The organism is Chryseosolibacter indicum (assembly GCF_018598585.1).
GTDB lineage: Bacteria > Bacteroidota > Bacteroidia > Cytophagales > Cyclobacteriaceae > Chryseosolibacter > Chryseosolibacter indicus.
Genome location: NZ_JAHESD010000015.1, coordinates 40900 through 54801 on the forward strand (window position 1 = coordinate 40900; position 13902 = coordinate 54801).

At 39.5% G+C, this 13902-nt stretch carries 12 protein-coding genes; 11 read left to right on the forward strand and 1 reads right to left on the reverse strand.

Features of this window, described 5'->3' with window-relative positions; all coding sequences use genetic code 11:
• Window positions 1–6: 6 nt before the first annotated feature.
• Window positions 7–324: a tetratricopeptide repeat protein gene (locus KK060_RS09105; RefSeq protein WP_254153404.1), complete on the reverse strand. Its 318-nt coding sequence runs from the start codon at window positions 322–324 to the stop codon at window positions 7–9.
• Between the two features lie 151 nt (window positions 325–475).
• Here KK060_RS09105 and KK060_RS09110 point away from each other — a divergent pair, with 151 nt between their 5' ends.
• The 11 genes from KK060_RS09110 to KK060_RS09160 all read left to right on the forward strand — a co-directional run bounded on the left by KK060_RS09110 (window position 476) and on the right by KK060_RS09160 (window position 13584).
• On the forward strand, window positions 476–1216 hold the full coding sequence (locus KK060_RS09110; RefSeq protein ID WP_254153405.1) for an electron transfer flavoprotein subunit beta/FixA family protein: 741 nt from the start codon (window positions 476–478) through the stop codon (window positions 1214–1216).
• A gap of 23 nt (window positions 1217–1239) precedes the next feature.
• Window positions 1240–2193, forward strand: a complete 954-nt coding sequence (locus KK060_RS09115) for an electron transfer flavoprotein subunit alpha/FixB family protein (RefSeq protein WP_254153406.1) — start codon at window positions 1240–1242, stop codon at window positions 2191–2193.
• 1 nt (window position 2194) lies between these two features.
• Entirely contained in the window at window positions 2195–2794 is a 600-nt protein-coding gene (locus KK060_RS09120; RefSeq protein WP_254153407.1) for a bifunctional nuclease family protein, read from the forward strand.
• Window positions 2795–2966: 172 nt separating this feature from the next.
• The gene (locus KK060_RS09125; protein WP_254153408.1) at window positions 2967–3665 is read left to right on the forward strand and encodes a TrmH family RNA methyltransferase; all 699 of its coding nucleotides are present in this window, start codon (window positions 2967–2969) and stop codon (window positions 3663–3665) included.
• Window positions 3666–3692: 27 nt separating this feature from the next.
• Window positions 3693–4337, forward strand: coding sequence for a SanA/YdcF family protein (locus KK060_RS09130; protein WP_254153409.1), 645 nt, complete (start codon window positions 3693–3695; stop codon window positions 4335–4337).
• Between the two features lie 70 nt (window positions 4338–4407).
• Window positions 4408–6909, forward strand: a complete 2502-nt coding sequence (locus KK060_RS09135; RefSeq protein WP_254153410.1) for a DUF5686 and carboxypeptidase-like regulatory domain-containing protein — start codon at window positions 4408–4410, stop codon at window positions 6907–6909.
• 114 nt (window positions 6910–7023) lie between these two features.
• Window positions 7024–8958: a threonine--tRNA ligase gene (thrS, locus tag KK060_RS09140; protein WP_254153411.1), complete on the forward strand. Its 1935-nt coding sequence runs from the start codon at window positions 7024–7026 to the stop codon at window positions 8956–8958.
• A 126-nt stretch (window positions 8959–9084) separates the two neighbouring features.
• Window positions 9085–9618: a translation initiation factor IF-3 gene (gene infC / locus KK060_RS09145; RefSeq protein ID WP_254153412.1), complete on the forward strand. Its 534-nt coding sequence runs from the start codon at window positions 9085–9087 to the stop codon at window positions 9616–9618.
• An 18-nt stretch (window positions 9619–9636) separates the two neighbouring features.
• On the forward strand, window positions 9637–9831 hold the full coding sequence (gene rpmI, locus KK060_RS09150) for a 50S ribosomal protein L35 (RefSeq protein WP_254153413.1): 195 nt from the start codon (window positions 9637–9639) through the stop codon (window positions 9829–9831).
• Between the two features lie 75 nt (window positions 9832–9906).
• Window positions 9907–10251 carry a 50S ribosomal protein L20 gene (gene rplT / locus KK060_RS09155; RefSeq protein ID WP_254153414.1) on the forward strand — a complete coding sequence of 115 codons (345 nt, stop codon included), beginning with the start codon at window positions 9907–9909 and terminating at the stop codon, window positions 10249–10251.
• Between the two features lie 186 nt (window positions 10252–10437).
• Entirely contained in the window at window positions 10438–13584 is a 3147-nt protein-coding gene (locus KK060_RS09160; RefSeq protein ID WP_254153415.1) for an nSTAND1 domain-containing NTPase, read from the forward strand.
• Window positions 13585–13902: the final 318 nt, after the last annotated feature.

Here is a 13902-nt window from a genome sequence, read left to right on the forward strand (position 1 = left end):
TATTTTCTAATCTTCAAATATAAATTCCTGGTAAGCGGAGTTAAGTTCTCTCCATGCCTTGTTGTCTTGCATTCTCTTCATTACTTCTAATCCCTTTTCGTAAACTGCTATTGCCTTTTCTCTTTCATTAAGCTCCTGGTAAAGCTTGGCAGCATGATAATAAGTTGGAATATAATTTTGGTGATTTTGCAGGAGTTCATCAAACAAAGCCTTAGCTTTTGTTAAATCACTTTTTAAGTACTCGAGGGCAAGGGCATAAATATTGAATGGATCCTGCGGATCGTCGTTATAAAAAGCAATTAGTTGTTGAATGCGGTCTGCCATAAAAAGATGTGAATTAAAGCAATTTGTAAGGAAGTGTATAAAAGTCATGTGTTTTATAAAAATCACACGATTTCTGATTGAAACTTTGAGATTTTTGTATCTTGAGCCCGGTTTTTAAAAGCTTCTACATAACTATTTGATAGAGAAGGCAATGAAGATATTAGTTTGCATTACCCACGTACCAGACACAACGTCTAAAATCAATTTCAAAGATAACAATACCAAGTTCGATCCTACTGGTGTTCAGTTTATTATAGGTCCCTATGATGACTATGCACTCGCACGTGCTATTGAAATCAAAGAAGCTACTCCTGGTACTACGGTTACAGTGCTAAATGTGGGCCTGGCCGATACAGAGCCAACCATTCGCAAAGCATTGGCTATTGGTGCAGATGATGCCATACGTGTTAATGCCGACCCTGCTGATTCCTTCTTTGTAGCAACGCAAATAGCAGAACATGCTAAAACGGCAAACTATGATTTAATTCTAATGGGCCGTGAGTCAATAGATTACAACAGTGGTGTAGTACATAGTATTGTAGGAGAGATGCTCGGCATACCTTCTGTATCACCTGTGATGAAGTTGGATATAGAAGGAACCAAAGCCAAACTTGCTAGGGAAATTGAGGGTGGTAAAGAGTCATTGGAAGTAAATCTTCCCTTTGTCGCTGGTTGTCAGGAGCCAATAGCAGAATGGAAAATTCCAAACATGAGAGGAATCATGTCTGCCAGAACAAAGCCATTAAAAGTTGTTGAAGCAAAAGCTGTTGATAGTGGATATAAGATACAGAAGTTTGAACTGCCACCTCCAAAAGGAGCCGTTAAGATGATTCCGGCTGATAACGTGGCCCAACTTGTTACCTTATTAAAAACTGAAGCAAAAGTATTATAATCGTTTATTGAACTTGATCTTTTATGGCAATATTAGTATTTGTTGAAAGCGCCGAAGGGAAAATAAAAGCAACATCCATTGAAGCAGTGGCATACGCTTACCAACTCGGCGATGCAGTAACAGCAATCGCACTTGGAGATGTGGAGAAAAGTGAGTTGGAAGGGTTAGGTAAGTATGGTGCAAAAAAAGTATTGCACGCCGCTGACGCGAAGTTAAATCAACCTGTTATTCAAGCTTATACCAATGTGCTTATAAAGGCTATGGAAGATGAGGCAGCTGATATTTTAGTATTGGCCAATTCTTCTCTCGGTACACCGGTAGCGGCAAAGGTAGCAGTGAAAACAGGCGCAAGCCTTGCTTCTAACGTTGTGTCCTTGCCAGATAAATCTGCAGGTTTCGCCGTAAAGAAAAGTATCTACACAGGAAAAGCATTTGCTTGGGTTGAATTAACAAATCCGAAAAAGGTAATTGCTATCAGAAAGAATGCGGTGGATATTAAGGAAGTGAGCGGTAACGCGGCCGTAACACCTTACACTGTACAGTTATCTGATTCAGACTTTGCTGTTAAAACGCTCTCAACCGAAAAGGCTACAGGAGAGATACTTTTGCCTGAAGCAAACATTGTAGTGTCAGGTGGCAGAGGAATGAAAGGCCCTGAGCATTGGTCTATCCTTGAGGATCTTGCTAAAGCATTAAATGCTGCTACAGGATGCAGTAAACCGGTATCTGATATGGGCTGGCGACCACATCATGAACACGTAGGACAAACAGGAGTAAAAGTAGCTCCTCAATTATATATTGCTGTTGGAATATCAGGTGCAATTCAACATTTGGCTGGCGTAAATTCATCTAAATGTATCGTTGTAATAAATAAAGATCCTGAGGCACCATTTTTTAAGGCAGCAGATTATGGTATTGTTGGCGATGCATTTGAAATAATTCCTAAATTGACGGAAGCTATAAAAGCAGTTAAGTAAGGTGAAGAAAATAAAGTTAGAAATATTAGGACTTTCATCGAGTCAGTCACAGGCTGGCTCTTTTGCACTTGTATTGGGTGAGACGGAAGGCAATAGGCGACTTCCAATTATTATCGGAATGTTCGAAGCACAGGCAATTGCTATCGAAATAGAGAAAATCATTCCTAACAGACCGATGACCCACGATCTGTTTAAATCGTTTGCAAATAATTTTCACTTTACTGTAGAGGAGATAGTTATTTCTGACTTGAAAGAAGGTGTTTTCTTTGCCAAAATTGTGTGCTCAGACGGACTTAAAAAGACAGAGGTAGATGCACGCCCGTCCGATGCAATAGCAATAGGCCTGAGGTTTGATTCACCTATCTATACATACGAAACAATTCTGGCAGAGGCTGGTATTGTATTAACAGACGAAGCAGAAGAAGAGAAAGCTGAACCCAAAGCTGAGGCAAAGGTTAAGGCGAAAAAAGAGACAGTTCGTAAAGATGACTTCAAAAATTATTCTGTAGAGAAGCTCAATGATCTTCTTAAAGAAGCAATAGACAAAGAAGATTATGAACGTGCGGCCAAAATCCGCGACGAATTAAGCAAAAGAAACTAATCGTTTGTTCTATCTTTTTCTACCGGCAAGAACTATATTCACTCCTGGTACTAATTAGTTAACATGTTAATTGTTAACATAAGTTACTATCCTATTCTTAGGTTCATTAAATTGGCTAGTTTGTATATTACAAGAATGAGGCGGTTTAATAATCCAAGGGTTGGCGATATAGATGAAAGAACCATTCATGACATTCCAGGAAGAACAACTGCTTAATTATTTTTCTCAGTTCATTTCAGATCATAAGAAGAATTTTATTGATAAAGTTCTGGCTCAACGCACTAGGTATGTTACCGTTGTTCTTGAAGATATCTATCAATCTCAAAATGCAAGTGCTGTAGTTCGCACCTGCGAGTGCATGGGTTTACAGGATATTCATATCATTGAAAATCTTGCAAAGTATCAATTAAACGTAAGGGTATTAAAGGGAGCAGATAAATGGATAAATCTTGCTCGTTACCGCAATAATGGGGTTAACAATACAGACACCTGCTACAAGGCATTAAGGGAGCAGGGCTATCGCATTTTTGTCGCAGACCCCGAAGAAGATGGGCTTCCAATAGATGAAATAGATGTTAATGAAGGTAAAATTGCTCTACTCTTTGGTAACGAACTAAGAGGAGCCTCACAATACGCAAGGGAAAACTGCGATAGAAAAGTTAGGATTCCAATGTATGGCTTTACAGAAAGCTTGAACATTTCCGTAAGCGTTGCTATATGCTTAAACACCTTAATGGGAAAGTCAAGAAAATCTTCAGCTGATATAGAATTAACTGTAGAAGAAGCGAATCAATTAAAATTGCAGTGGTTCAAAAAGATAGTAAGGCGTTCAGATCTCCTCGAACGGGAATTTCTTCGTACAATTAAGTAAATTTGTTCATTCCTTGTCTAATAGTTTATGCGTTGGTTGAAGAGATTGGTTCTTCTTACGGCTTTAGTACTGGTGGCTGCTGTTGTTCTCTGCAATGTTTGGATTGTTAAAAGTACAGAAAACAAAGTCTACACCGATATTAATAACATTCCTGTATATAATGTCGGTCTTGTTTTGGGCACCAGTCATAAAGTTGTGGGCGGTGCTCCCAATCCATATTTCCATAAACGAATTGAAACAGCTGCAGCACTATACAAGCTTGGAAAGATCCAGCATTTCATATTAAGTGGTGATAATAGGACAATATTTTACAACGAGCCGTGGGAAATGCGCAAGGCTTTAATAAAAGAAGGTGTCCCAGACTCAGTAATCACCCTTGACTATGCAGGATTAAGAACGTTGGACTCTATCGTAAGAAGTAAAGAAATCTTCGGACAAAACAAAATCACAATTATTACACAGCCATTCCACAGTTACCGCGCTCTTTTTATTAGCAATTATTACGATATCGATGCAATTGCAATGGTTGCAGATGAACCAGGATTGGAACAATCCTTTAAGGTACTAATACGTGAGTATTTTGCTAGAGCTAAAGCAGTGTTGGATCTTTACGTTTTTAAAACAGAACCAAGACACTTAGGAAGAAAAGAGCAAATAAATATTACCATGTAATAAATTATGAACCGGCAATACTTGCAGAATATATTAATTTTGTAAATTAATCGCTGTGTTAAACGAGTTATTGAGGTCCTGTTTTAAATGTTTCGCCTTTCTTTGGGTAATTGTCCTTTCACATCCTTCATTTTCTCAAACAGTAGTAAAAGGAAAAGTAACAGACGTTAATTCAGGAGACCCTATCCCTTTTGCAAACGTAATTTTTAAAGGTACCACAACGGGTACCACTACTGATTTCGACGGTAACTTCAGTATTAAAAGCGCCAATCCTGTTGATTCTGTTGTTGTATCTTACTTGGGATATAAAACAAAAACAAGAAAAATTCAGCAGGGGTTAGAGCAGGTAGTAAACTTTCAACTGGAAGAAATTACGACCAGCCTTCAGGAAGTAGTTTTTGATGCAGGAGAGAATCCTGCGTATTCAATCTTACGGAACGTTGTACGCAACAAGAATAAGAACGATAAGCGAAAGCTTACTGCGTATGAGTATGATACATATACCAAGATTGAGATTGATGTAGATAATATTACCGAGAAGTTCAAGAAGAGGAAGGTAATGCAAAAGATCACGCAGGTAATGGATAGTGTCGATCGCATTGCAGGAGAAGATGGCAAACCAATACTTCCGCTTTTCATCTCAGAAAGTGTCTCAAAGTACTACTATCGAAAAGATCCCGAGCTTAAAACAGAAAACATATTAAGATCTAAAATTAATGGAGTAGGTGTTGAGGATGGTACTTTGGTGACCCAGCTTGTGGGTACATCATTTCAGGAGTATAATTTCTATCAAAACTGGTTAAATGTTATAAGTAAAGAATTTGTTTCTCCTATTGCCGATGGTTGGAGACTGTATTATAATTATGATCTTACTGATAGCGTGTATATAGGCGATGACTTCTGTTATCGCTTGGATTTCTTTCCGCGAAGTCCCCAAGACCTCGCCTTCAGCGGCACAATCTGGATCACCAAAGGTGAGTATGCTTTAAAACAAATTGATGCATCCGTTGGAAAGCAAGCCAATCTTAATTTCATAGAAAAGATCCGAATACAACAAGAGCTTGTTAAAACTGAAGAAGGATCGTGGCTACCCGTAAAAAACCGCGTTCTTATAGATATCAGCGAACTTACGAAGTTCTCTGCGGGTATGCTTGCTAAGTTTTATACAAGCAACAAGAATATAAAAGTCAACAAGCCCTATGACGCATCTTTTTATAGTAGGCCAATAGTAATGGCCGAAGATGCAAGGCAATACGAACAGGAGGAATATTGGGATACACTCCGTCATGAGCCATTATCAGAAACAGAAAAGAGTGTTTATAAAATGATCGACACTCTTCAGAACATTCCTATTGTAAAAACATATACCGACATTATAAAGATTGTTGTTAATGGTTACTACAACGCGGGTAAGATTAACATAGGGCCTTATATATCAGCTTTAGCCTATAATGATATTGAAGGAGTAAGGGTTGAAGGTGGCTTTAAAACCAACATGGAATTTAGCAAACGATGGGTGGTAGGTGGTAGCTTAGGATATGGTTTTAATGATGGAAGATTAAAATACTCAGCATTCTTACAACACATTCTCTCGAGAGACAGATGGACAACAGCCACCATTCGCTTACGCAGCGATTTAGGCCGGGTCGGCATTGATGAAGAGAGCCTTGCTGATAATTATCTTTTTCTTGCAGCCCAGCGATTCGGAATCTTCAGGAGAGGCTATTACTTTAACGAATCGAAATTCGATTTTAGACGAGAGATATTTAAAGGGTTCACCCAAAGAATAGCTTTTAAGCATTCTACGTTCAAGCCAACATTTAACTTCGGATATTATCAGCAGGGAGATAACGAGAACTCACCAATACTTAATACTTACGAAAATGCTGAAGTGATAATTGAATCTCGCTTCGCCAGAGATGAGATCTTTCTTCAAAATGACAATGAAAGATTAAGTTTAGGAACACTAAAGTGGCCCATCGTAACCATCCGTTACACCCATGGCTTAAAAGGATTCATGGGGAGCGACTTCGAATATGATAAATTAAGATTGTCATTATTTAAGAAGATACGATTTGGTCCTTTAGGAGTAGGAGCAATGAACCTGGCAGGTGAATATGTATTCAATACATTGCCTTATCCACTTTTGTCATTACATCTTGGCAACCAGACTCCCATCTATGCTCAGGTCACATACAACCTCATGGATTATGGAGAGTTCATTAGCGATCGTTACGCATCTATGCAGTATCAACACCACTTCGAAGGGTTTTTACTTAATAGAATTCCATTAATGAAAAAATTGAAGTGGCGTTTAGTAGGTACTGCAAACGTAATTTACGGTGGTATGAATTGGAGAAACCGTGACCTGATAGCGGAGACTACAAGTAACGGAGAAGAAACACCTGAGGCAGGTTTTTTGGCCAGAGGAAAGCCTTACGTAGAATTAGGCTACGGTGTGGAAAATATCTTTAAATTCTTCAGAGTTGACTTTATTCATAGGCTTTCCTATCTGGATAAACCAGACACAAGGAAATTTGGCGTATTCTTTAGCTTCCAGTTTAATTTATAAATCCTTGTTGTTTAACAAGGAACCGGCATAAGCGATATAATTACAAGAGCCTTTATTGGTTTACGCTTTCTGCTTTCCGCATCTTTAAGCATATTTGTGCCCAAATTTTAAGAAATGAACGTTAAGATTTCTCTTCCTGATGGAACTGTCAGAGAATACGCTTCTCCGGTAAAAGGTTCTGAAATAGCTAGCAGCATTAGTGAAGGTTTAGCCCGAAATGCTTTAGCAATAGAAGTTAATGGTGAGATCTGGGATTTAAGCAGACCTATTACGGAAGACGCTGCTGTGAAGATTCTTACCTGGAATGATAAAGGAGGGAAGTCAACGTTTTGGCACTCATCTGCCCACCTTCTTGCGGAAGCACTTGAGGCGCTTTACCCTGGTGTAAAGTTCGGTATCGGCCCGGCAATTGATAACGGTTTTTACTACGATGTTGATCTTGGAGAGAATAGATCTTTAGGAGAGCACGACCTGGCTGCCATTGAAGCAAAGATGAAAGAGCTTGCCAAAAAAGAAAGTGCATACATTCGTAAAGATGTGAGCAAGGCAGATGCTTTAGACTACTTTAGTAAAAAAGGTGACCAGTATAAACTTGAATTGATCAGTGGTCTTGACGATGGTAAGATTACATTTTATCAGCAAGGTAACTTTACAGACCTCTGTCGCGGTCCTCATATTCCTAGTACCGGATCTATTAAGGCGGTAAAACTACTTAATGTTGCTGGTGCTTACTGGAGGGGTAACGAGAAGAACAAAATGCTTACTCGGCTTTATGGAATAACATTTCCGAAGCAAAAGGAATTGGAAGAGTACTTACATGTCCTTGAAGAAGCAAAAAAGCGTGACCATCGCAAGTTAGGAAGAGAGTTGGAGTTGTTTGCTTTCTCTGAAAAAGTAGGTATGGGTTTGCCTTTATGGCTCCCTAAGGGTACAATCTTAAGAGAAAGATTGGAACAATTTATGCGTAGGGCGCAGGTTAGAGCCGGATACGACCCTGTTGTAACACCACATATTGGAGGAAAGAATTTATACGTTACCTCAGGTCACTACGAGAAATATGGTAAAGACTCTTTTCAACCGATCCATACACCTGATGAGGGAGAGGAGTTCTTGTTGAAGCCAATGAACTGTCCGCACCATTGTGAAATTTATAAGACTAAACCACGATCATACCGTGATTTACCAATCCGCCTGGCAGAATTTGGTACTGTATATAGATATGAGCAGAGCGGAGAGTTGCACGGGTTAACAAGGGTTAGAGGATTCACTCAGGATGATGCACATATTTTCTGTCGCCCTGATCAGGTAAAGGAAGAGTTTATTAAAGTAATAGATCTTGTGCTCCACGTTTTTAAGTCGCTTGGCTTCGAGAATTATACAGCGCAAGTATCTCTTCGCGATCCTGCCAATAAAGAAAAATACATTGGTCAGGATCATTTGTGGGATAAGGCCGAACGTGAGATTCAGGAGGCTGCCGATGAGCGTGGTTTAAAGACAGTAGCCGTTGAAGGGGAAGCTGCTTTTTATGGACCTAAGCTTGACTTCATGGTTAAGGATGCACTTGGTCGCAGCTGGCAGCTTGGTACTATTCAGGTAGATTATAACCTTCCAGAACGTTTCGAGCTTGAATACGTAGGATCAGATAATCAAAAACATCGACCGGTAATGATTCACCGAGCTCCTTTTGGATCCCTGGAGCGTTTTATTGCTGTTTTAATAGAACATTGCGCAGGTAATTTTCCGCTTTGGTTAGCACCAGATCAAATTGCCGTGCTACCTATCTCAGAAAGGTTTAATGATTACGCCGCTAAAGTGTATGCGCTCCTCAAGGAGCAGGACATCAGAGGTGTTTTAGACGACCGCGATGAAAAAATAGGAAGAAAAATACGTGATGCAGAAACCAAAAAGATACCTTACATGCTTATAGTAGGCGAGCGGGAAGTAGCAGAGAACCAAGTAGCTGTAAGAAAGCATGGTGAAGGAGATAAAGGAAGTGTTTCTCTTGATACGTTTATTTCTGGCTTTAAGGTTGAATGTGCTGCTCCTTAAATAAATCGTTATAAGTATAAATTTTGAAAAATTAAAATAATAACGATATTTGCAGCCTGTTTTTTGTAGGATTTAAATTTTAATAATATCGAGCCTAATAATAGTAGACCCAGTTTTAACAGACCAATGCGGAGAGGGCCTCAGCGTGAAGAGCCTTACCGTATAAACGAGAGAATAACAGCTCCGCGAGTAAGAGTTATAGGAGAAAACATTAAAGTTGATGTTTATCCTATTCAACAAGCAATTAGCTTAGCTAGGGAGCAAGGATTGGATTTGGTTGAAATATCTCCAAATGCAGATCCTCCTGTTTGTAAGGTTGTTGACTACCAGAAGTTTAAATACGAGCAGAAAAAGAAACAGAAGGAGATTAAAGCGAAAACCGTTAAGGTAGTTATTAAAGAAATTCGTTTTGGTCCCAATACTGAAGAGCATGATTTTAACTTCAAGGTTAAGCATGCGGAGAACTTCCTTAAAGAAGGTTCCAAAGTAAAGGCAACAGTAACATTCTTTGGCCGCTCTATTGTTTACAAAGAGAGAGGTGAAATCTTATTGTTAAAGTTTGCTCAGGCTCTTGAGGAATTTGGAAAAGTTGAGGCTATGCCTAAACTTGAAGGTAAGAGAATGAGCATGTTATTGATGCCTAAAGCAGCGAAAAAGTGATTTGCTAATTATAAAACAATGCCTAAGTTAAAAACAAAGTCAGGTGCTAAGAAGAGATTCAAAGTAACCGGCACAGGAAAGATCAAGCATAAGAGAGCTTTTAAAAATCATATCCTGACTAAAAAAGAAACAAAGCAAAAGAGAAGACTCGGAAACAAAGCTTTGGTTCATAAGTCAGATATGAACAATGTAAAAGCAATGCTAGTTCTTTAATTGGTTCAATGTTCAACCCGATTTTTGGCCAAAAGACCATAAACAATGGCGCCAACGATCAAAAACTAATGTAAAATGCCTAGATCAGTCAACAATGTAGCCTCCAGGGCTAAAAGAAAGAGAATCTTAAAATTAGCCAAAGGTTTCTTTGGACGTAAGAAAAACGTTTGGACGGTAGCGAAGAATGCAGTTGAAAAAGGACTTGTATATGCTTACCGCGATAGAAAACAAAAGAAAAGAGAATTCAGAGCTGTATGGATTCAAAGAATCAATGCAGGTGCTCGCCAGCATGGCTTATCTTATTCTGAGCTAATGGGTAAATTAAAGAAGTCAGGTATTGATTTAAATCGTAAGGTCCTTGCTGATTTAGCAATGAATCATCCTGAAGCTTTCACAGCTGTAATAAACAAAGTGAAATAAATCATATTGCACTTAAATGGTACAAGGGGGCGTAAGCCCCTTTTTTGTTTCCAGCCGGTATTAATAATACCTTGCCTACTTTATGGTTAAAGCTTGAAAAAGTTTACCACTAAACCTTGGTCGTCTTAACGAACTGAAGTGTGACTGACTTAACCCCACTACTCGAAGTCGTAAAGGGATAAATGTATGGTGAAGCAACCCTCATCAACTGGAGAGTTTGAAAATCCCTTTTCTGATACCTCACTAGATCTGGTAGTGAGGCCAGGAAATCCATTTCCTGGGCTGAGACCTTTCTCTTTAGATGAAGCCCACTTATTTTTTGGTCGAGAAGGCCACATAGACGAAATTCTTGTAAAGCTTGCACAGCATCGATTTGTTGCTGTAATGGGATACTCTGGAAGTGGTAAATCGTCGTTGATGTATTGTGGCTTAGTGCCCGTATTATATGGCGGGTTTATGACCCAAACCGGACCTCATTGGACCGCTATACTTGTAAGGCCTGGTTCTTCTCCAATTGATAATTTAGCGGAATCTATTATTGACCATCTGCTCCTCAGCAAGAAACTTGAAATCAAAAACAAACGAGAACACAAAGCCATTATCACTTCCGTTCTAAGAAGTGGTCCTCAGGGGCTTGTCGAGGTTTCGCAATACATTCAAAGCAAAAGTGGTGAGAATGTTTTCTTCCTTATCGACCAGTTCGAGGAATTGTTTCGCTATAAAGAGAATTTATCTGTAGAGACTCAGAATGAGGCTTTGTTATATGTTAATCTTATCCATACTGCGATAACGCAACAGGAAGTACCTGTTTATGTGGCGTTAACTATGCGATCAGACTTTATAGGTAATTGTTCTGCTTTTCCCGGGTTAACACAATGGATTAATTTGAGCAATTACCTTGTGCCACAGATGACGCGCGAACAAAAGAAAATGGTCATTCAGGGACCGGTTGCAGTGGCGGGAGGAAAAATTTCGGAGCGACTTGTTACACGACTTCTGAGTGACATTGGTAACAACCAGGATCAACTTCCGATTCTCCAACATGCTCTAATGAGAACATGGGATTACTGGGTAGAGAACAGAGATCCGGGCGAACCTATCGATCTTCGCCACTATAAGGCCATTGGAAGAATCAGTGAGGCACTTTCACAACATGCGAATGAAACATTTGACGAGCTATCTATAAGAAGCAAGGAGATAGCAGAAGTGTTGTTTAAAAATACAACTGAAAAAGGACAGGATAGTAAAGGTATGCGTCGGCCTGCCAAGCTTAGTCTTATTGCAAAGCTGGCAGAGGCTGAAGAAGAAGATGTAATAGAAGTAGTAGAACATTTTAGAAAAGCAGGAAGATCGTTTTTAATGCCTCCTGCGAATGTTCCTCTCAGTGGTGATTCAATAATTGAACTTTCTCATGAAAGTCTGATGCGTATTTGGAAGCGCTTGAATGTCTGGGTAGAGGAGGAGTTTGAGTCAGCGCAAATGTATAAGAGGCTATCAGAGGCTGCTGCAATGTACCAGATTGGAAAGACAGGATTGTGGCGTCCGCCGGATTTGCAATTGGCACTTAACTGGCAAAAGAAGCAAAGGCCAACACGCGAATGGGCACAGCGTTATGATGATGCCTTTGAGCGCGCTATTGTATTCCTTGATACGAGCAGAATTACTTATGAGGCAGAATTAAAAAATCAGGAAATGTCTCAGCGCCGTGTATTAAGAAGAGCACGCGCTACCGCTGTTGTTTTAGGTATTGCCTTCGTTGTGGCCATACTTTTCTTTTTGCTCTCCTATATCCAAAAAATCAAGGCTGATGAGCAAACAAGGTTAGCAGAAAAAGAACGTCAGGAGGCACAGGTACAACGTGAACTCGCTATTAAACAGAAGGCAGAAGCTGATAGGCAAAGAGGACTTGCTCAAAAGGCAGCAGATGATTTTGCTAAATCCATGTCTGCAGTTGAAGATGCTTTTGAAGTTGCTCAACGAGAAAGAAACCGCGCTGAAATGGCCTTGCTTAAGGCAAAAGAAGAAGAACAGAAAGCTTCTATTGCAGGTAAAGAAGAAAAGCTTGCCGAAGATCAGGCCGTAACACAGACAAGGTTTGCTCAACAACAGTTTGATAGAGTAAACAACCTGTATATGCAGGCCTTAGCGCAGAACCTTGCTTTTAAATCCATTCACGAAGATGATGATAAGGAGTTAAAAGGATTACTAGCCTTGCAAGCCTATTATTTCCACACACGTTATGAGGGCAGGAAATACGATCGATACATCTATGAAGGCTTATACAAAGCACTGAAAAGAATTAATGGAACAACCTATAGTACAATTAAGACACAAGGATCTCAACATACTAATAATAAATCTCTCGCAATTTTGTCTAAGGATAATTCTGCCTTCTTTACTTCTGATGGAGATACTAGAATAATGAAAGCAGACTTGAACATTTTAAGTAGTGGTGCTACTGCATATTCAGCACGTTACCCTGGTAGTATCATCAGTTTGAGTACCGATGAGAAGTATATGGTGGCTGCGGGTGATTCTTCATCTATTCAGATTTACGCTCTGTTTACAGAGACTAGAAAACCAACGCGTGTTGTGGAAAATGCAGGTGGCTTCACCAATGATATCAAATTTATTCCCAATAGTACAAAGTTCATTTTTGCAAGTGCCGATAAAACGCTGTCTATTGGAGATGTAGACGGAAGCAGTAGAAAGTTGGTATCATTCCCAACTGAGATTAAGAGAATTGCCATCAGCCCTAATGGAAAGATGCTTGCTGGTGCTTCCTGGGATGGACAGCTTTACTTGGTAAAATTAAGTACTTACGAAGTCGAACAAATAGTTCTTTCGGATAAAGGTACACGTATCCTGTCTGTAAATTTTACTCCTGATTCAAACACACTGGCTTATGGTACTGAAGACGTTTCCAATAAGAGAGGTTTAATCAAACTTTATAATTTAACTACAAAGCAAACTATTCAATTTACAGGTCATAAGGCGGGGGTAACAGATATTGAAATTAGTGCTGATGGAAAACTTCTGGCAAGCTTAGGCTTTGATAAAAAATTAATGCTCTGGTTAATGGAGAGCTCAGAGGATTCGCCAATTACAGTTAATGAAAATAATGGTGTCGTATTCGATATCGCATTCAACAACACTTCAGGGCATCTAATCGCAGCATGCGCTGAATCAGAAATAAAAATCTGGCCTGTAGATCCGGTTGTTATTGCCAATCAGCTATGTCATAAGCTTACGAGAACTATGACTAAAGGCGAATGGGAAAAGTATGTTAACAAAGGGGAGGACATTCAGCAGGAACCCGTTTGTAATAAGTAACCCTCCTAATTACTAATAGTAATCGACAAAGAGCAATAGCCATTACTGAGACATGGTTTTCATAGTCCTGATGACTTATTCCAAGCCATGGTGAATAATGGCCTAACTACACCCTTCGAAAGTTTCCATCTCCCGTGTTTTATTTTTAAGCCTGTAATTCAATTACCGCACAAGCATGTCTGTTCGACCTCTTTCTTAAAAGTACCACCGAGCTTTTGCCAGTATCATCCTGTTTCCGGTCTCCTTTATTTGAAAGATACCTACTAAACCTGTTAAAGCTAGCTCCAGGGTTATGGAGAGCCTCCGGTTTGAGCACAC

Bases quoted from the DNA above. Each gene is read 5' to 3' on its own strand.
- KK060_RS09110 (WP_254153405.1), top strand. From the start codon at position 476: ATGAAGATATTAGTTTGCATTACCCACGTACCAGACACAACGTCTAAA.
- KK060_RS09160 (WP_254153415.1), top strand. From the start codon at position 10,438: ATGGTGAAGCAACCCTCATCAACTGGAGAGTTTGAAAATCCCTTTTCT.
- rpmI (WP_254153413.1), top strand. From the start codon at position 9,637: ATGCCTAAGTTAAAAACAAAGTCAGGTGCTAAGAAGAGATTCAAAGTA.
- rplT (WP_254153414.1), top strand. From the start codon at position 9,907: ATGCCTAGATCAGTCAACAATGTAGCCTCCAGGGCTAAAAGAAAGAGA.
- thrS (WP_254153411.1), top strand. From the start codon at position 7,024: ATGAACGTTAAGATTTCTCTTCCTGATGGAACTGTCAGAGAATACGCT.
- KK060_RS09115 (WP_254153406.1), top strand. From the start codon at position 1,240: ATGGCAATATTAGTATTTGTTGAAAGCGCCGAAGGGAAAATAAAAGCA.
- KK060_RS09130 (WP_254153409.1), top strand. From the start codon at position 3,693: ATGCGTTGGTTGAAGAGATTGGTTCTTCTTACGGCTTTAGTACTGGTG.
- KK060_RS09125 (WP_254153408.1), top strand. From the start codon at position 2,967: ATGAAAGAACCATTCATGACATTCCAGGAAGAACAACTGCTTAATTAT.
- KK060_RS09105 (WP_254153404.1), bottom strand. From the start codon at position 324: ATGGCAGACCGCATTCAACAACTAATTGCTTTTTATAACGACGATCCG.
- infC (WP_254153412.1), top strand. From the start codon at position 9,085: ATGCGGAGAGGGCCTCAGCGTGAAGAGCCTTACCGTATAAACGAGAGA.